The organism is Streptomyces sp. NPDC022910 (assembly GCF_055561075.1).
On the sequence record NZ_JBVHHL010000096.1, the window covers coordinates 1 to 17,278 of the forward strand.

Consider the following 17,278-nt stretch of genomic DNA (forward strand, 5'->3'; position numbering starts at 1 on the left):
AACCTCGACGAGTCGATGCGCGACGAGATCATGGACGTGCTCGAACGCATGTGGAAGGAGCACGGACTGACCTTCATCATGGTCACCCACGACTCCACGATCGCGAAGAAGGCGCCGCGCCTCGCGACCATCCGCAAGGGCAGGATCACGGTCAAGGAGAACGCGGCCTCGTAAGACCGCGCTCGCCGCGCCAACTCGTTATCCACAACTCTATTGAGGCACTGATCACCCCCCGGCATACTGCGTACTCCGGGGGGTTGACGTGCGTGTGTACGGGACTGTCCCCGGCCGGGTGAACGGGGAATTCGCCCGGTACCTCACGTGCAGGGGGAGTTTTGCGCAGACAAGTGAAAAGAGCATGCGCGGCGACCGTGGCCACGGCGGCCGCCGTGGCGCTGGCGGCGGGAATGACCAGCCCGGCGTCGGCGAAGCCCGAGGCCGCGGCAGGCAAGGCCGCCACCGGTCTCACGGCCGGGCACCGCATCACCCTGATAACCGGTGACCGCGTCGTCGTCGACGCCAAGGGCCGGGTCGTCGGGCTCGAGCGGGCCAAGGGCCGCGAAAACGTTCCGGTTCAGGTCCGCAAGGCCGAGGGGCACACCTACGTGGTGCCGGCCGACGCGGCCGCCCTGATCGCCGGCGGAAAGCTCGACCGGCGTCTGTTCGATGTCACCGGACTCAACACGTCCCGGACCCGCAAGGACCAGAGGAACGGTCTGAAGGTCATCGTCGGCTACCAGGGCACGGCGAGCTCCGCGAAGGCGGACGTCCGCGAGGCGGGCACGCTCCGCCGCACCCTCAAGTCCCTGAACGCGGACGCGGTGCAGACGCCTCAGCGGGACGCGGCCGAGCTGTGGAAGGCCGTCACCAACGGCGACACCGCCGCCGCCGGCATTGCGCACGTCTGGCTCGACGGCGTCCGCAAGGCCAGCCTCGACAAGTCGGTTCCGCAGATCGGCGCCCCCAAGGCCTGGGCCGCGGGGTACGACGGCAAGGGCGTCAAGGTCGCCGTGCTGGACACGGGTGTCTACGCCGACCACCCGGACCTCAAGGGGCAGGTGATCGAGGCCAAGAACTTCTCGACCGCCGCCACCGCCGACGACAAGGTCGGCCACGGCACGCATGTGGCGTCCATCGTGGCCGGCACCGGCGCGAAGTCGAGCGGCAAGTACAAGGGCGTCGCGCCCGGCGCGAAGATCCTCAGCGGCAAGGTCCTGGACGACGACGGATACGGCGACGACTCCGGCATCCTCGCAGGCATGGAGTGGGCCGCCCAGCAGGGCGCCGACATCGTCAACCTGAGCCTGGGCGGCACCGACACGCCCGAGATCGACCCGCTCGAAGCCGAGGTGAACAAGCTCTCCGAGCAGAAGGGCATCCTCTTCGCCATCGCCGCGGGCAACGACGGCGAATACGGCGACCAGACCGTCGGCTCCCCGGGCAGCGCGGCCGACGCGCTCACGGTCGGCGCCGTCGACGACAACGACAAGCTGGCGTCCTTCTCCAGCCGCGGCCCGGGCCTCGACGGCTCCATCAAGCCCGACGTCACCGCGCCCGGCGTGGACATCACCGCCGCCGCGGCCCCGGGCAGTCTCATCGACAAGGAGGTCGGCGAGAAGCCGGCCGGCTACCTGACCATCTCGGGTACGTCGATGGCGACCCCACATGTCGCGGGCGCCGCCGCCATCCTCAAGCAGGAGCACCCCGACTGGACGTTCGCCGAGCTGAAGTCCGCGCTGACGGGCTCCGCGAAGGGCGGCAAGTACACACCGTTCCAGCAGGGTTCGGGCCGGATCGCGGTGGACAAGGCGATCAAGCAGACCGTGCTCGCCGACCCGTCGTCCGTGAGCTTCGACATCGCACAGTGGCCGCACACCGACGACACGCCGGTCACCAAGCAGCTGACGTACCGCAACCTCGGCAAGACCGATGTCACCCTGTCGCTCTCGCTGACGGCCACCAACCCCAAGGGCCAAGCCGCGCCGTCCGGCTTCTTCACGCTCGGCGCGAAGACCGTCACCGTCCCGGCGGGCGGCACCGCCTCGGTGCCGGTGAGCGTCAACTCCAAGCTCGGCGGCAGCACCAACGGCGCCTACTCGGCGTACGTCACGGCGACCGGCGGCGGCCAGAGCGTGCGGACGGCCGCGGCCGTGGAGCGCGAGGTGGAGTCGTACGACGTCACCCTGAAGTACGTCAACCGTGACGGTCAGACGCCCGTCCACCTGACCGACCTGATCGACGCCTCGGGCACCACCGGCCGGGACTACTTCTCGCAGAGCTCGGCGAACACCGCGACCGTCCGCGTGCCCAGGGGCACGTATCTGCTGGACTCCGTCTCGCTGAAGGACCCCACCTCCCTCGAGGGCGGTCTCGACTGGCTGGTCCAGCCCAAGCTGAGCGTCACCAAGGACACCACGGTCACTCTGGACCTGACCAAGGCCCGGGCTGCCGACATCACCGTGCCGGACGCCGCGGCCAAGCCGCTGTCCGCGATGGTCTCCTATGCGTACGACCCGGCGGGCATCGGCGGCGGCATCTTCGTGCCCTCCTTCCAGGACCTGAGGGTGGCGCACGTCGGTCCGGCGGTCACCTCGGGTCTGTCCCAGACCTGGTTCGGTCAGTGGACCAAGGGCGAGGCCGCCGAGTACGACGTGTTCACCGGCGCCGACGTCAAGAAGCTCGAGGGCGCGCACGTCCACCACTACAAGGCGGGCGACCTGGCCACGCTGAAGGTGAACCTCGGGTCCCCGTCGAGCGGGAAGACCGGTGCGGTCGGCGCCTACGCCCTCCTGCCGACCGACTTCGGCTTCAACACCCCGGTCGAGCAGAAGCTGCGCAGCACGCGCACGTTGTACGTGTCGACCGGCGACGCCGTGCAGTGGACGCTCGACTTCTCGCAGTACGGGGGCAAGAAGGACACGCAGGGCTTCCCGGTCGCGGAGGCGTACTACACGCTCGGTGATCCGCAGACCTTCAAGGCGGGCAAGAGCTACACCAAGACCTTCAACACGGCCGTGTTCGGGCCGCGGGTCAGCTCCGACTACGGCATCTTCCGCAACGGCAACGAGATCTACGGCTATCTGCCGCTGTTCGCCGACGGTCAGACGCACGCCGGATCCTCGGACTTCATGTCGGTCAAGACGACGCTGTACCGGGGCAGTACCAAGGTCGGCTCGAACGACGACCCGCTGTTCGGCGCCAAGACCTTCAAGGTCCCGTCCGGCGAAGCCTCGTACAAGCTGACGACCTCGGTCATCCGCAGTGTGAAGGTCGCCGCGGCGTCCACCCGCATCGACGCGAGCTGGACGTTCAAGTCCAAGAAGGTGAACAGCGCCAAGCTGCCCACCTCCTCGGTCCGCTTCGGCGCGACCACCGGCCTGGACAGCCGCGTCGAGGCCGGCAAGAAGGTCACGATCCCGGTCACCGTCCAGGGCTCGGCCGCGGGCCGTAACCTGCAGTCGCTCGGGGTGTGGGTGTCGTACGACTACGGCAAGACCTGGACCAAGCTGACGGTCAAGAACGGCAAGATCACCTACAGGAACCCGAAGAAGGGCGAGGGCCTCTCGTTCCACGCCAAGATCGCCGACAAGAAGGGCAACAAGTCGACGATCTCGATCTACAACGCGTTCTACGGCAAGTGAGCCGGTAGCGGACGGCCCGCCGGAAGCACAGCTTCCGGCGGGCCGTCCGTGCTTCCGTGAGTCCATGACCGCTCACACCGTCGAGTACATCCGGTACCGCGTTCCCGAGCAGCGGTCGGCCGAGTTCCTGGCCGCCCACACCCGCGCCGCGGTCCAGCTCGCGGCGGCACCGCAGTGCGTCGACTACGAACTGGCGCGTTGCGAGGACGACTTCGAGCACTACATCCTGCGCATCACCTGGACGTCTTCGAAAGACCACCTCGAGGGCTTCCGCACGTCCGAGCAGTCCCCCGCGTTCTTCGCGGAGATCGGCTCGTACGTCGACGACATCGAGGAGATGCGCCACTACAAACCGACCACCGTCCGCGGCACCGGCTCTCGAGCCCCGCCCTCTACGACTGGGCGGGCGGCGCCGAAGCCTTCTCCCGCCTGACGGAGATCTTCTACGACAAGGTGCTCAAGGACGAGCTGCTCGCGCCGTTGTTCGAGGGGCTCGCCCCCGAGCACGCCCAGCACGTCGCGCTGTGGCTGGGGGAGGTCTTTGGCGGCCCGCCCGCCTACTCCGAGACCCAGGGCGGCCACGGCCACATGGTCGCCAAACACCTCGGCAAGAACATCACCGAGCCCCAGCGCCGGCGCTGGGTCGACCTCATCCAGGACGCCGCGGATGTCGCGGGCCTCCCGACGGACGCGGAGACCGTTCGGCGTTCCTGGCGTACGTGGAGTGGGGCTCGCGGCTCGCGCTGTACTACTCCGGCCCGGCCGCCAGGCCCCCGGCGGAGCAGCCGGTCCCGAAGTGGACGTGGGGGGCCGCGCCGCCGTACCGACCGTGACGATGGCCGCCCTCAGGGGCGGGGCGCGGGCGTGCCCGCGCGGGTGGCGTCCGTGCCCCAGCTCGCCAGCAGCCGCAGCGCCTCCGCCGACTCGGATCCCGGCTCGGCGTGGTACGTCACCAGCGCCAGCTCACCGTCGTCCGGCGGCCTGAACGACTCGAACTGCAGCGCCAGATCGCCCACCAGGGGATGCCGCAACAGCTTCAGGCCGTGGCTCTTCTCCTTGACGTCGTGCGTCGCCCACAGCCGCCGGAAGTCCTCGCTCTTCACCGACAGCTCCCCGACGAGCGCCGAAAGCCGTGGATCGTCCGGGTAGCACCCCGCCTCGTACCGCAGCTGGCACACGATGTCGATCGCCTTCTGCTCCCAGTCCACGAACAGATCGTGGTACTCGGGCCGCAGGAACACCATGCGCGCCCAGTTCCGCTCCTGTTGCGGCAGCTGCGACCAGTCCCCGAAGACGGCCGCTGCCATCCGGTTCCACGCGAGGACCTCCGAGCGCCGTCCCACGATGTAGGCCGGGACGCCGTCGAAGGAGTCCAGCAGCTGACGCAGCGGGGAGCGCACCTGCTGCGACCGCGCCGACGGCTTCTTCTTGTGCGCCTTCGGCTTGGCGAGGTGCGTCAGATGCGCGTGCTCCGCGTCGCTCAGCCGCAATGCGCGGGCGATGGCGTCGAGTACCTCCCCGGACACGTTCCGTCCGTTGCCCTGCTCCAGACGCGTGTAGTACGCCACCGACACACCGGCCAGCTGCGCCAGCTCCTCGCGCCGCAGCCCCGGCACCCGCCGATGCCGGCCGAAGTCCGGCAGCCCCACGTCCTCCGGCTTGAGCCGGGCCCGCCGGGTGCGCAGGAACTCGCTGAGCTCGGCGCGCCGGTCCAGGGCCTGACCGGCTCCCGTGGCGGGCGCCTGTACGGAGTGGGGGGTTACGTCCATACGTCCAGTATTCCCGGTCGTACGCCCATGAGCCTGACCCCGCCAGTGGTAGGACCGCTGGGCGTAGGCGGAGCCGTGGCCTGGGTGAACCCGCTGCCGTACGGCAGGCTGGACGCCGTGCCCGGCAGAAGGCAGCCGGGCACACGACTCCCCAAGGAGAAACCGGCATGACCACCGTTGCTGCGTACGCCGCACCCGCCGCCAAGGCTCCGCTCGAGCGCACCACGATCGAGCGCCGCGAGGTGGGCGAGTTCGACGTGCTGATCGACATCAAGTTCGCCGGCATCTGCCACTCGGACATCCACCAGGCCCGTGAGGGCTGGGGCGAGGCGATCTTCCCGATGGTTCCGGGGCACGAGATCGCGGGCGTCGTCTCCGCGGTCGGCTCCGGTGTGACCAAGTTCGAGGTCGGCGACCGTGTGGGCGTCGGCTGCATGGTCGACTCCTGCCGCGAGTGCGAGAACTGCCGGGCGGGCCTGGAGCAGTACTGCCTCAAGGGCAACGTCGGCACGTACAACGCCCTCGACAAGAACGGCGAGCCCACCTACGGCGGTTACTCGCAGAAGATCGTCGTGGACGAGAACTTCACCGTGCGCATTCCGGACGGTCTCTCGCTCGACGAGGCCGCCCCGCTGCTGTGCGCGGGCATCACCACGTACTCCCCGCTGCGGCACTGGAACGCAGGCCCCGGCAAGAAGGTCGCGGTCGTCGGGCTGGGCGGTCTCGGCCACATGGGCGTCAAGCTCGCGCACGCGATGGGCGCCGAGGTGACCGTGCTCTCCCAGTCCCTGCGCAAGAAGGACGACGGGCTGAAGCTGGGCGCCGACCACTACCACGCCACCAGCGACCCGAAGACCTTCGAGCAGCTGCGTGGCACGTTCGACCTGATCGTTTCGACCGTGTCGGCGCCGTTGGACTTCGGCGCGTTCCTGTCGCTGCTGAAGACGGACGGTGCGCTGGTGAACGTGGGCGCGCCCGAGGAGCCCATCTCGTTCAACCTGTTCTCGGTGATCTCGGGTCGCAAGACCCTCGCCGGCTCCGGCATCGGCGGCATCCGCGAGACCCAGGAGATGCTGGACTTCTGCGCCGAGCACGGCATCGGCGCCGAGATCGAGCTGATCAGCGCGTCCGAGATCAACGAGGCGTACGAGCGGGTGCTCGGCAGCGATGTGCGGTACCGGTTCGTGATCGACGCGGCCACGATCTGAGGATCCGGTGACGACGCCGTGAGGTGGCCCCGCGGCCGCCTCACGGCGTCGGTGAGACGGTGCGCGTCCCCCTGTTTCCCGCCCCGGCGGTAGCGTGGAAAGCGGTCTTGGCACCCAGGGGACAGGAGGCCCGACCGATGGCTGTAGAGCTCAATCACACGATCGTCGCCGCGCACGACAAGCAGGCGTCCGCACGGTTCCTCGCCGATCTGCTGGGGGTGGAGGTGGCCCCGCCGTTCGGCCCGTTCATCCCGGTGGAGATCGCGAACGGCGTGACGCTGGACTACATGGACACGGATGGTTCGATAACCCCGCAGCACTACGCGTTCCTGGTCTCCGAGGACGACTTCGACGCGATCTTCGCCCGCGTCCGCGAGGCAGGCCTGACGTACTGGGCGGATCCGTACCACCACCGCGCCGGCGAGATCAACCACAACGACGGTGGGCGTGGAGCGTACTTCGACGATCCGAACGGACACAACCTCGAGATCCTGACGAGGCCGTACGGGAGCGGCGGGGACTGATTTCCCCGTACCTCGCGTGCGCACACGGCTGGTGGGCCGCCGGACAGCAAGACGGCGGCCCACCAGCGGTTCACGTCTTCGTATCAGCCGCCGGACTGTTCTTTGCCGGGCGCGGCATGCCTGGGGCGGTATTTGCAGGACACCTGGCCGACGAGTTCCCGGAAACACACCAGCGCGGTGATCGGGGGAATTCCGACGATCACCATCGAGAGCACGGAATACGATGAGTGGCTGATGCACAGCGCCACCGCCGTGGCGGAGGCGACCAGGATGACGCCCCATGATCGCCGGGCGGTCCGGTGCTGAAAGGACGCCCGCAGGATGGAGAGAGCCGCCACGAGCCACGGTCCGTACACGGTCAGCGGCCACCATTGCGCAAGGGGTGCCGGAAGCACCGTCGCGGCAATGGCGCGGAGCTGATTGTATGAATAGGCGACGGACCAGCCGAGCATGGCCACCGCGCAGGCGGCGATGGTGGCGACCAGGATCGTGACAGGGGTGATTTTCTGGCCGCTGTCGAGAATGTGCGCTCCGGTGCGGGGGCGCCGTCGGTCGATCCTGTGGCGGTGCTGCCCGTACAGCGGGGGCGGAGCAGGGTCCACGCTGGAGGCGGTGGACAGCATCTGGGCCAGCTCTTCGTCCGGATCCCAGCCGTTCGGCGCGATGTCCGGGCCGGGCGCGCTCCAGACGCGATGTTCCTCGAGCGGATCAACATTGTAGGAATGCTGCCCGAGGCCGTCGTAGTCGGTTCTCAGGGCGAACTGAATGTCGTAGAGACTTGGCTCACCTTGAAGCCTGTCCATTCTCAGCTCCTCCGCGGCCTCGCTCAGGACGCTCCATCGAGAGCGCGCAGGTATTCGCTTTCCATGTCGCCGATCTTCTTGAGAAAATCTTCAAGTAGGTCTGAACAACCCTTGAGGAGCGCCTCGCCGCCGGCCGCGTCGTGCCAAACGGCTCCGCTTCCGCCGGGGATCTGATCTTCCGGTTCGTTCCAAGTCACGATCACCTAACGAGCGCCATACGGCGGAAGCTATCCGGCATTCGGGGGAATGAGTCCTTGAAGAATCGTTCCGGCAGTCCGATGACCGTATGAGGCGGACGTAAGTCAGAAAATGCGTGCAGCCATATTTCAGTGAATAGGATTTCACTCTGTGTGACGGGCCCCGTGTATCAGTGGCCGGCCGGAATCCTGTGCGCGTACTGCTGATAGAGAGCGCTTCCCGTTAGAGGTGGTCATCGGTCGTCCTCCCGACGGGATGGACACCGGAATCGGCCCTCGACGCGGCCGCAGTGCCGCCTCAGAGCCGGCTGTACTTCTCGATGTCCTCCGTGAACTCCTCGATCGCCCGCGCGGTGAGCGTCGGCCGGGTGTCGGTGATGGCGGCCATGTAGTCCTCCGTGGTGGCCGATCCGCCCCGACGATGCGTGATTTCGCGTTCGAAGGCCGCCTGTGCCCCCTTGCGGGCGGCGAACTCGATGTCGGCCGGGGTGAACAGCTCGCTGGCCTCCACCAGTCGGGCAAGATCCACCGAGTCCGTGGCGCCCCTGAGATAACGGGTCCAGATGGCTGCGCGCGCGGTGGGGTTCGGCGGTCCGATCGGGATGACGTAGTCGAACCGGCCCGGCCGCAGAAACGCCGCGTCGAGAGAGCGGACGGAGTTCGTGGCGCAGGTCAGCAGCCGCGCGTCGTGCTCACGGAAGCTCGGGATGAACTTGAGCAACTCGTTGGTCACCCCGTGCCCGGGGTCGACGGCCTGTCCGGACCGCGTGCCGGCGATCTCCTCGACCTCGTCGATGAAGAGCAGCACCGAGTCCAGCTCCGCCAGGTCCGCGAACGCCTCCCGCAGCGCAACGGCCAGCCCCTCACTCGTGTCGGCCGCGAGCCGGGACGGGAAGAGCTCCACGAACGGCCAGGTGAGCCGCAGGCCACCGCCTTGGCGAAGCTGGTCTTCCCGGTCCCGGGCGGACCGAACAGGATGACCGCCTTCGGCGGGGCGACGCCGTAGCGGTCGGCCGGCGCCGGCTCGGTCAGCGGGAGTACGATCCGGCGCTCGACGACCTGCTTCTCCCGCTCCATACCCGCCATGGCGCCCCAGAGCCCATCGGGAAGCATGCGACCGCCCAGTGCCCTGAGGACGTCGGCGTTGGCGGTTTCCTGCGGCTCGAGTTTCTCGTAGTAGGTCAGGCCGTCACGGGACAGATAACCGGAGTGCTCCAGGGCCTTCGTCCCGGCGGCGTGGGCGGGCATTGCGGCGCTGATGCGCCGCACGCCCAGCTCCCGCAGACGCCGTTCCAGCTCGGCGAGGAGGGCGCTGCCGATCCCGCGCTCGCGCCAGCGGGAGGCGAGCGCCACCAGGAGGACCCACGCTCGTTTGCCGCGCGCCTGCGCCACCGCGACGCCCACCAGTTCGTCGCCGACGACCGCGACCACCGCCGTCTGACCGCTCTCCGCCGCGGCCATCACCTCGGACACAGGGAAGACGGGGCGCTCACCGGGCTGACGGCTCTGGTCCCAGATCTCGATCGCCTGGTCAAGGTCGTCGTCGTGATAGTCGCGCAGATGCCATGCGGGCATGGCCACCACCTCGCCCGGTCCGGGAGTTCTCATCTTCTCCCGCCGGCCCGTCGACTGCCGACCGCGCGGGCCGCCGCCCCAGCCCCGACCTCCATGATCCGGGGCCACGGCCCGGCCGCACCGGTCCTCCAGACCGACGCCTCTTGCTCACGGCATCCGAGCCGGGGCGGTGGTGTTCGCTCGGTTGGCGGCTCGATCCCCGTCGGAGCGAGTCTCGGCCCTTGGATGGTCGCCGCGTTCGACGGCGATCTCGCGGGCCCCGCGTCCCCGGGGCGGCCGGGCGAACCGTCCACTGTTCGAGCCGGCGTTCGGATGTGCCGGGCAATCACGTGGGGTGGCCCTCCGATTGCGGTCGGGTCGACACCAACTTAGTTTCAGGGATGTCGGAATCTCCCGATAAGGCCCGCATAGATCCCTATGTCGGCTTCCTCATGGTGCGAATGGAGCATTCATGTCGGTGATGACCGGTACCCAACCCCTGCAGCAGTTCGGCCAGCAGATCGCCGGGCAGCAGCCGCAGATGGCGCAGATCGTCCAGCAGGCGATCCAGCAAGCCTGTCAGCAGGCGAGCCAGCAGGTCGCGCAGCGAATGCAGCAGACGCTGCAGCAGATCCAGCAGGTCCAGCAGCAGCTTCAGCAGCAGGGCCTGGCCCAGCAGGCGCATCCGTACCTCGCTCTCGCGCTGCATCACACGCTGCACACGGGCATTCGGAGCGCTGTTGAGCAGTCCGTTCAGCAGGCGCTGCCGACCGCGATCGTGACGCTGCTCCAGCAGAGTCAGCAGGGCCAACAGCAGTGGGGTGGCGGTTTCGGCCAGCAGTCGTTCGGCCAGCAGAACCCGCAGTACCAGCAGCCTGGCTTCGGCTTCGGCCAGATGGGTCAGCCCTTCGGTATCGGCTGACCCCGGGCAGAGCGGGATGCGGTGTGCCCCGGACTGGTTCCCGGGCACACCGCATCACCGTGGAAGCACGAGCAGCCCGTCTCCGGATCAGAAGCACAAGTTACGACGTAGGCGTGGTGAAGGTGGACGCAATGGTCAAGGAAAGGCCCGGAAACAACCGTGAGAGCGGGTCCGAGGGTGCAGGGGCGGGTGGGCCGGGACCCGAGGGCAGAGAAGCGGGGCAGCGCAAGAAGGGCGCGCAGACACCGCTCACGGTGCAGCCGCGCCGTGAGCGGTACATGGTGACACCCCTGCCCCAGCACCTGCTCCCACCAGGAGTGCCCGAACTGAGCATGGACGCGGTGTGTGACCGGCTGGACCGGATGCCCGAGGTCAAAGTGACCCGCAGACTCCAGCCGTCGGAGAAACTCCGGTCGGTGGGGCTGCGTCCCTCCTGCCCGGAAATCGCGGTCGTCGAGGCAGCCGAGGCCCAGGTACCGGCGATGCGGTCGCTGCATGTGCACATCGAGCCGGACCTGCCGCTGTCCGGAACCGTACTCGCCGTTGCCCCGACCCCGGGGATTCTGCCGCTCCGTGATCCGGGGCTGGTCATGCCGCTGGAACCCGTGGATATCACCTTGCGCGTCTGCGGCCCGGACGGCGAACCGCTGGCCGACGCAGGGGTGTTCCTGATCGGGGCGACATGGCCGAGTCAGGGCATCACCGGGGCCGACGGGACGGTCACCGTCAGGCTGGCGACGGAAACCGAAGAGTCCGTTCAGTCCCTGTACATCCGGCCCAAGGCTGGTTACACGGACCGTTGGATCCATCGCCCCGACCTGTCGGCGACCCAGGAGAACGTCGTCACCCTGACCCCGCTGGCCAAGGTGTACCCCGAGCTGGAGAGGCGGCAGCAGTACGGCTGGGGCCAGCAGGCCATGCGGCTGGACCGACTGCCCCCCACGTTCCGCGCCTTCGGCGTCAAGATCGCGCTCATCGGTTCGGGCGTCAGTGCCGAGCACCCGGATCTGAAGCAACGGGTGCGCTCCGGGATTGACCTGGTACGCGGCACGGAAGAGGGATGGGCTCAGGACACGATGGGCACGGGTACCCATGCGGCGGGCATCATCGCCGGGGCGGACACCGGCAAGGGCGTCATCGGCATCGCGGTCGATGCGGAGATCGACGTCTGCCGGGTGATGCCCGACGGGCGTTTCAGCGACCTGATCGCCGCCCTGGACCGCTGCATCGAACGTGAGGTCGACATCGCTCACATCGCGGTGGCGACCCCGTACCCGTCGGCACTGGTTTCACGCAAACTCGCCGACGCCAACGCGGCGGGCATTGCCGTTGTCGCCCCGGCGGGCGACACGGGCGGGCCGGTCGCCTTCCCGGGCTCGCTGCCCACCGTGTTCACCGTGGGGGCGCTGGGAGTCTTCGGCTCGTATCCGCAGGACACTTCCCAAGCCACCCATTCGGGGCCGCAGTTGACGCCGGACGGGCTCTTCGTTGCTCCGTTCAGCTGCTACGGTCCCGGGGTCGACGCGGCCGCCCCCGGTGTGGCGGTCCTGTCCTGCGCGCCGCAGAGCGGATACGCGGCTCTCGACGGCACCGGTACGGCCTCGGCCCACGTCGCGGGCCTTGCCGCCCTCGTTCTCGCTCACCACGAGGAATTCCACGGCCAGCTGCTGCCCCGTGGACCCGGCCGTGTGCAGCACCTGTTCGAGATCATCGCCGCCAGCTGCCGCCAGCTGGCCGTCCCGGGCACGGTGGAGGCGGCCCGCGTCGGACGCGGCTTGCCCGACGCTCTCGTCGCCCTCGGCCTGGCCCCCGGAGTGCAGCTCGCTCCGGCCTTGTCGCCCTATATCCCCTCCATGGCCGGTTAGACCCGTCCCCCGGCAAACATAGAACGGCACCCGTCCCTGGAGGGGTGCCGTTCGGCTTGCCGCCGTGTGTCCGGACATCGCTGGGGATCGAGTCGCTCACTCCTCGGAGAACTTCGCGACCCCGATGGGGCCGAACACACCCGTGCCGCCCAGCCCGCAGCAGCCCGCCGGGTTCTTGCCCAGGTACTGCTGGTGGCTGGGCTCGTCCGCGACGAGCGCCAGCCGGAGAATCTCCGGCAAGCCCCGAGCAACTTCCGCGCGCTCGGCCGCACTCCTGGCCGAGGGAACCGCCGGCCCGCCCCGCCAGGCCGAACGTCACTGGTCGCCGGAGCGGCCCAGTGTTGTCATGGGTAGGGAGAGACGGCGTGGACGAGCGGCCGCGGAGGCCGGGACGCCGCCCCTCACGAAGCGGAGGAGGCCGATGTCATGCTGCACCGCCGCACGGTCGGTGACGTGATGACCGAGGAGGTCATCACCCTCCGCCCTGACACACCGTTCCACGAGATCGCGGTCCTGCTGGACGCGAACGACATCGCCGCTGCCCCGGTCATCGACGACGAGGGCGCCCCCGTCGGAGTCGTGTCCTCGTCCGACGTGCTGCGGCACGAGACCGGAATGCCTGATCCGCAGGGGCAGGACGGAAATGACGAGAGCGCGTGGGGCAAGGCCCGGGCCCGGACTGCGGGCGCGCTCATGAGCAGCCCCGTCTTCACGGCCCGTGCCGACTGGACGATCCCCCGGGCCGCCCGGGAACTCCGCAGGCGGCACGTCAAGCAGCTGCCGGTGGTCGGCGACGACGGGCTCCTCACCGGAATCGTCAGCCGCAGCGATCTGCTGGACGCCTTCATCCGCTCCGACGAGGAGATTCGCGGCGAGGTCGAGCAGGACGTCCTGGGGCGCATCCTCGGCTTGGAAGAGGGCACCGTCGCGATCGAGGTCCGGGATGGGGCCGTCACCCTGCGGGGCCACGTCCCGGAACCGGATCTCCTCCCGGTGGTCGTCGGCCTGTGCCAGGGCGTCGACGGCGTCGTCGCGGTGGACGCCCACCTTGCCGCCGCCCGGCCGGATTAGGTGTTTGTCCGGCAGGTTCGTCGGTGGATGTCCGCCGGCGGTCCCCGGAGCTCAAGTCGCGTAGTCGTAGACCTCAAGGGCCGGTGCCGTTCGCATGTCAGCCCTCGGCCGGTGTCGCGTCGATCGGGCATGACACACCCGTGCCGGCCGTGCCGTTGCCGCAGATCATCTGCAAGATCTCGGATTGTGCGCCGCCTGAGTTCCAATGCCGCCCCCCAGCGTGCGTCCCACAGGTTCGCTCACTACCGGCGGCAACTGACTCTGCGCTCTCGGCAACAACCGCCGAGGGCAGCCTCTCCCAGGCTCTCAGCCCCTCAGGCCCACTCCACCGCGGAATGGATAGCTGTCGAGCCTCCAGGGGACGGCAGGGGCGTTCTTGGCGTCTCCCGCACGCTCCCGTGCCGTCTGCTCTGAGCGCCGAGAGCCTTGAGGACGGTAGCTGCTTCTTCCTCGCTGTCGTCCCCCAGGGTCTCCACGATGCGCCGCAGCGCCTCGCTCACCTCAGTGCCCGTGTCCGCTGCTCGCAGCGTTCTTGACAGCCAGCGGCAGCAACTTCTTACCGGTGGCGCCGATTTGTGTGAACGTATCCATCTGCGGGCGTATACGTACGAACAACCCCACAGCACCTTTCGCGGTGCTACGTCAGCGGGTGCCGCCGTCGGGGTGCAGGACGACCTTGGTCCAGCCGTTGTCGCGGGCGTCGAAGTGCTGGTAGGCCTCGGGGGCCTGGTCCAGCGGGAGCTCGTGGGAGACGATCCACGACGGCTTGGCCTTGCCTTGCTGGATCAGGTTGCACAGCTGACGGTTGTAGGCCTTGACGTTGGCCTGCCCGTTGCCGACCGACTGGCCCTTGATCCAGAACAGGCCGTAGTCGAAGGCGACCTCTCCGTGCTGGTAGAGCTTGTCGGGACTGCCGGGATCCTGGGGGATGAAGACGCCGACCACGCCGATGGTGCCGGTGAACTTCACCGACTCCACCAGGTTGTTCAGCGTCATGTTGGGGTGTTCATGGCCCTGAGGGTCATGGGCCTGGTAGCCCACGCACTCACAGCCGCGGTCCGCTCCCAGACCGTTGGTCAGCTCGTTGATCTGGTCGACGGGCGAGGCCTTTGAGTCGTCGACGGGGATCGCCCCGATCTCCTCGGCCAGGGCGAGGCGGTCCGGGTGACGGTCCACGACCATGACCTGGGAGGCGCTCTTGAGGTTCGCCGAGAGTGCGGCCATCAAGCCGACCGGCCCCGCTCCGTATATCGCAACGGTGTCGCCGGGCTGCAGCTGGGCGAGTTCGGTGCAGTGCCAGCCGGTGGGGAAGATGTCCGAGAGCATTACGTAGTCGGTCTGCTTCTCCCTGGCCTCCTCCGGCAGCACCAGGCAGTTGTGGTCGCCGTAGGGAACCCGCAGGAGCTCCGCCTGCCCGCCGTTGTACGGGCCCATGCCCGCGAAGCCGTAGGCGGCGCCGGCCATCTTCGGGTCCACCGGCGTGGTCAGGCAGAACGCGGTCAGGCCCTTCTCACAGTTCCGGCAGAAGCCGCAACTGATATTGAACGGCAAACAGACCAGGTCCCCGACCCGCACCCGGTCCACACCGTCACCGACTGCGATCACTTCGCCCATGTTCTCGTGACCGAAGACCCGGCCCCTCTCGAAGTCTGTCCGGCCCTCATACATGTGCAGGTCCGAACCACAGATGTTGGTGCTGGTGATCCTCACCAGCACATCGGTCGGTCGTTCGATACGCGCGTCGGGTACATCCTTCACACTGACGGCGCGCGGCCCCTCATAGACGGTCGCCTTCATAACAGCCCCTTGTAATCGCTTCGCCGCACGGTGGCTCCGAGACGGCTGTCCCGGATCGACATCACTGGCCACGCACCGCTACCCAACGGGAAATCGCGCATCGTTCCCTCTGAGCCAGGCAACGAGAACCGACACGACAGCAGCATCCGCATTCAGCGCACCGACGTAACTCTGCGCCTCGCACTACCTGCACTTCGGTGACGGCTCCAGCTGCTCCACCACCGCGCCCTACTCATCAACCCTTCCACTCCCGTCAGGCATGTCAACTGCAGCCCGCCACGATGCGGCACAAGGAAGCCAACCGGGCCATCCACAAATCCGCGAGTGCAAGAAGCCCTCCACCACGGCTGAAGCCCGCCGGACACTCGCGCTCACCAGCGAATTCACGTACCAGAGGAACCGTCTGTGATCCCTCAGCAAACCCGCGTTCCCAGACCGGGAACCGACCCAGTCACGGTCTCTACGCTACGAGGGGAGGGTCACCCCTGCTTACGTAACCTCTTTGTATGGCCGATGACTTGGTACAGCAAGCACACGGGGGAAACCCCCGAGTTGAGTGGCCGTCCTGCGAGCGGAAGATCGCCGCGGGGACGGTGGCCAGCGCCCCCAGCAATGGCCGTCTGTGGCAGCACGACCCACCGATCGGCCGAGCCAGTTCGGCCACGTCCTCGTGTCCTGCTCCGGATCGATGGAGATCGTGGACATACCCAAGCTCGGGCGGCAGCTCACTTTCGACATCGACGCGACGGCGACGACGCGGAGATGGACGGAGCGGGCGGGGGCGGGCATCGACACGATCGCCCCGTTCTGACGTGACGCCCAAGAGCGCCGTGGCGCGAACCCGAGAGCGCGACGCGGTTCTATCCCCAGGATCGTGCCACTCGACATGGGGGTGGCTCGATGCAGGAATTGGTCTACCTGTCCTACCTGTCCGACGCAAAGTTGCGCCAGTTCGTGCCGGAGGGGCGGCGCCGGACGCGGATCGGCCGTCGGCTCACCAACTTCCGGCTGGACGCGTCAACGCCAGCAGGTGGTGGCGGCGTGGAAGTCGGCCTGGCGGAAGGCGGCAACGAGCCGAGCAGCGCCGACTGGCTCGCGGGCGTGATCAAGCATGTCGAAGAACATGCGCTGTGGTACGAGGACCCGGAGGCCAGGGCGGGACGCTGGGTGTACTTCGAAGCCCCGTTCAACACCGTCATTGGCAGGGACACCGTCCTCTTCTTGGACACCCCGGCGGCTCGTGCAGACGAGCAGGAGCGGGATGGCCTCTCGCTTCTCCTGCATGGCAGCGCCAGTCACCTTCTGATGGACGCCCCCCGCGGCGTCCATCGATCCACGTGACCTAGGCGTGAACAGAAGCGCCCTTAACCATGTCATGCATGATCTTCGGCGTGTCCCGCTTCCCGAGGCGGAGCAAATAGCTGCTGACCCACCTCTGGAAAGTCCTCATCCCTACGCAATCCACAGTGTCATGCGTGCGAGTAACAGGAGCCCCGAAAGCGCAGCTTGGATGCGCGGGTACGCGCGCGTAACGCTGAGCGTCCCGCCGCGCCGTGCCGACTTCGATGAGCCGCTGCCAGCTCTCGTGGCGACACCGTTGTACGTCGAGTACGCACACGACCTGCCCTACTGAGTAAAGCCATCCGACCATGGGCCAGCTGCGGGCCCTGTCCACCTGCGTGCAGGCCATTCGATAGGAGCAGGCCGACCGGATCCGGGCCGCCGAGGGTGCGGCTGCCGAGATTGAGGAACCTATCGCGTAGGTACGCGGCGATGCCCCGTCCGCCGCCCCGGCCGTCGAGGAGGCCCCAGTTCGTCTCGAATGGGGTACCTAGGACTCCTAGCAAAATGACCGGTCGTTTCCTTGGAATGACAGGCCGTCAGTCAACGTTGTGCCCACATCCGATGGATCGGGGTGGGTATGGGG

The 17,278-nt window shown here is 68.1% G+C and carries 12 protein-coding genes and 3 pseudogenes; 9 read left to right on the forward strand and 6 right to left on the reverse strand.

Annotation, left to right across the window (positions count from 1 at the left end):
• The 3 genes and pseudogenes from ACZ3TS_RS40510 to ACZ3TS_RS40520 form a co-directional block, all read left to right on the forward strand.
• A pseudogene (locus ACZ3TS_RS40510) lies at positions 1–174 on the forward strand (ABC transporter ATP-binding protein); the annotation flags it as partial.
• A gap of 173 nt (positions 175–347) precedes the next feature.
• Positions 348–3,641: a S8 family peptidase gene (locus ACZ3TS_RS40515; RefSeq protein ID WP_467627596.1), complete on the forward strand. Its 3,294-nt coding sequence runs from the start codon at positions 348–350 to the stop codon at positions 3,639–3,641.
• Positions 3,642–3,705: 64 nt separating this feature from the next.
• A pseudogene (locus ACZ3TS_RS40520) lies at positions 3,706–4,474 on the forward strand (globin domain-containing protein).
• Positions 4,475–4,486: 12 nt separating this feature from the next.
• On the opposite strand, the gene ACZ3TS_RS40525 reads toward ACZ3TS_RS40520, so the two are convergent.
• Positions 4,487–5,410 carry a helix-turn-helix domain-containing protein gene (locus ACZ3TS_RS40525; RefSeq protein WP_467627599.1) on the reverse strand — a complete coding sequence of 308 codons (924 nt, stop codon included), beginning with the start codon at positions 5,408–5,410 and terminating at the stop codon, positions 4,487–4,489.
• Between the two features lie 167 nt (positions 5,411–5,577).
• Between ACZ3TS_RS40525 and ACZ3TS_RS40530 the strand changes: the two genes are divergently transcribed.
• Positions 5,578–6,618 (forward strand): NAD(P)-dependent alcohol dehydrogenase, encoded by a 1,041-nt coding sequence (locus tag ACZ3TS_RS40530; RefSeq protein WP_467627601.1) that lies wholly within the window; start codon positions 5,578–5,580, stop codon positions 6,616–6,618.
• 137 nt (positions 6,619–6,755) lie between these two features.
• A complete protein-coding gene (locus ACZ3TS_RS40535) occupies positions 6,756–7,142 on the forward strand; it encodes a VOC family protein (protein ID WP_467627603.1) in 387 nt (128 codons plus the stop codon).
• Positions 7,143–7,225: 83 nt separating this feature from the next.
• Here ACZ3TS_RS40535 and ACZ3TS_RS40540 read toward each other — a convergent pair whose 3' ends face one another.
• From ACZ3TS_RS40540 to ACZ3TS_RS40550, 3 genes and pseudogenes are all read right to left on the reverse strand, one after another.
• Entirely contained in the window at positions 7,226–7,945 is a 720-nt protein-coding gene (locus tag ACZ3TS_RS40540; protein WP_467627605.1) for a DUF2637 domain-containing protein, read from the reverse strand.
• Between the two features lie 23 nt (positions 7,946–7,968).
• Positions 7,969–8,142 (reverse strand): hypothetical protein, encoded by a 174-nt coding sequence (locus ACZ3TS_RS40545; protein WP_467627608.1) that lies wholly within the window; start codon positions 8,140–8,142, stop codon positions 7,969–7,971.
• A gap of 298 nt (positions 8,143–8,440) precedes the next feature.
• Positions 8,441–9,717: pseudogene (locus ACZ3TS_RS40550) on the reverse strand (ATP-binding protein).
• 451 nt (positions 9,718–10,168) lie between these two features.
• Between ACZ3TS_RS40550 and ACZ3TS_RS40555 the strand changes: the two are divergent.
• Both ACZ3TS_RS40555 and ACZ3TS_RS40560 read left to right on the forward strand, forming a co-directional pair.
• The gene (locus tag ACZ3TS_RS40555; RefSeq protein ID WP_467627610.1) at positions 10,169–10,618 is read left to right on the forward strand and encodes a hypothetical protein; all 450 of its coding nucleotides are present in this window, start codon (positions 10,169–10,171) and stop codon (positions 10,616–10,618) included.
• A 131-nt stretch (positions 10,619–10,749) separates the two neighbouring features.
• Complete coding sequence (locus ACZ3TS_RS40560) at positions 10,750–12,483, forward strand: S8 family serine peptidase (RefSeq protein WP_467627612.1); 1,734 nt, start codon at positions 10,750–10,752, stop codon at positions 12,481–12,483.
• A 96-nt stretch (positions 12,484–12,579) separates the two neighbouring features.
• Here the strand turns inward: ACZ3TS_RS40560 and ACZ3TS_RS40565 are convergent, their stop codons facing one another.
• A complete protein-coding gene (locus tag ACZ3TS_RS40565) occupies positions 12,580–12,723 on the reverse strand; it encodes a hypothetical protein (protein WP_467627615.1) in 144 nt (47 codons plus the stop codon).
• A gap of 186 nt (positions 12,724–12,909) precedes the next feature.
• Between ACZ3TS_RS40565 and ACZ3TS_RS40570 the strand changes: the two genes are divergently transcribed.
• On the forward strand, positions 12,910–13,554 hold the full coding sequence (locus ACZ3TS_RS40570; protein ID WP_467627617.1) for a CBS domain-containing protein: 645 nt from the start codon (positions 12,910–12,912) through the stop codon (positions 13,552–13,554).
• Positions 13,555–14,196: 642 nt separating this feature from the next.
• Here the strand turns inward: ACZ3TS_RS40570 and ACZ3TS_RS40575 are convergent.
• The gene (locus tag ACZ3TS_RS40575; RefSeq protein ID WP_351344428.1) at positions 14,197–15,351 is read right to left on the reverse strand and encodes a glutathione-independent formaldehyde dehydrogenase; all 1,155 of its coding nucleotides are present in this window, start codon (positions 15,349–15,351) and stop codon (positions 14,197–14,199) included.
• Between the two features lie 900 nt (positions 15,352–16,251).
• Between ACZ3TS_RS40575 and ACZ3TS_RS40580 the strand changes: the two genes are divergently transcribed.
• Positions 16,252–16,692, forward strand: a complete 441-nt coding sequence (locus tag ACZ3TS_RS40580) for an SAVMC3_10250 family protein (RefSeq protein ID WP_467627619.1) — start codon at positions 16,252–16,254, stop codon at positions 16,690–16,692.
• Positions 16,693–17,278: the final 586 nt, after the last annotated feature.

What these genes read in the sequence shown, in the direction of transcription:
- ACZ3TS_RS40525 (WP_467627599.1), bottom strand. Translation starts at nt 5,410, where the DNA reads ATGGACGTAACCCCCCACTCCGTACAGGCGCCCGCCACGGGAGCCGGT.
- ACZ3TS_RS40530 (WP_467627601.1), top strand. Translation starts at nt 5,578, where the DNA reads ATGACCACCGTTGCTGCGTACGCCGCACCCGCCGCCAAGGCTCCGCTC.
- ACZ3TS_RS40535 (WP_467627603.1), top strand. Translation starts at nt 6,756, where the DNA reads ATGGCTGTAGAGCTCAATCACACGATCGTCGCCGCGCACGACAAGCAG.
- ACZ3TS_RS40540 (WP_467627605.1), bottom strand. Translation starts at nt 7,945, where the DNA reads ATGGACAGGCTTCAAGGTGAGCCAAGTCTCTACGACATTCAGTTCGCC.
- ACZ3TS_RS40555 (WP_467627610.1), top strand. Translation starts at nt 10,169, where the DNA reads ATGTCGGTGATGACCGGTACCCAACCCCTGCAGCAGTTCGGCCAGCAG.
- ACZ3TS_RS40560 (WP_467627612.1), top strand. Translation starts at nt 10,750, where the DNA reads ATGGTCAAGGAAAGGCCCGGAAACAACCGTGAGAGCGGGTCCGAGGGT.
- ACZ3TS_RS40570 (WP_467627617.1), top strand. Translation starts at nt 12,910, where the DNA reads ATGCTGCACCGCCGCACGGTCGGTGACGTGATGACCGAGGAGGTCATC.
- ACZ3TS_RS40575 (WP_351344428.1), bottom strand. Translation starts at nt 15,351, where the DNA reads ATGAAGGCGACCGTCTATGAGGGGCCGCGCGCCGTCAGTGTGAAGGAT.
- ACZ3TS_RS40580 (WP_467627619.1), top strand. Translation starts at nt 16,252, where the DNA reads ATGCAGGAATTGGTCTACCTGTCCTACCTGTCCGACGCAAAGTTGCGC.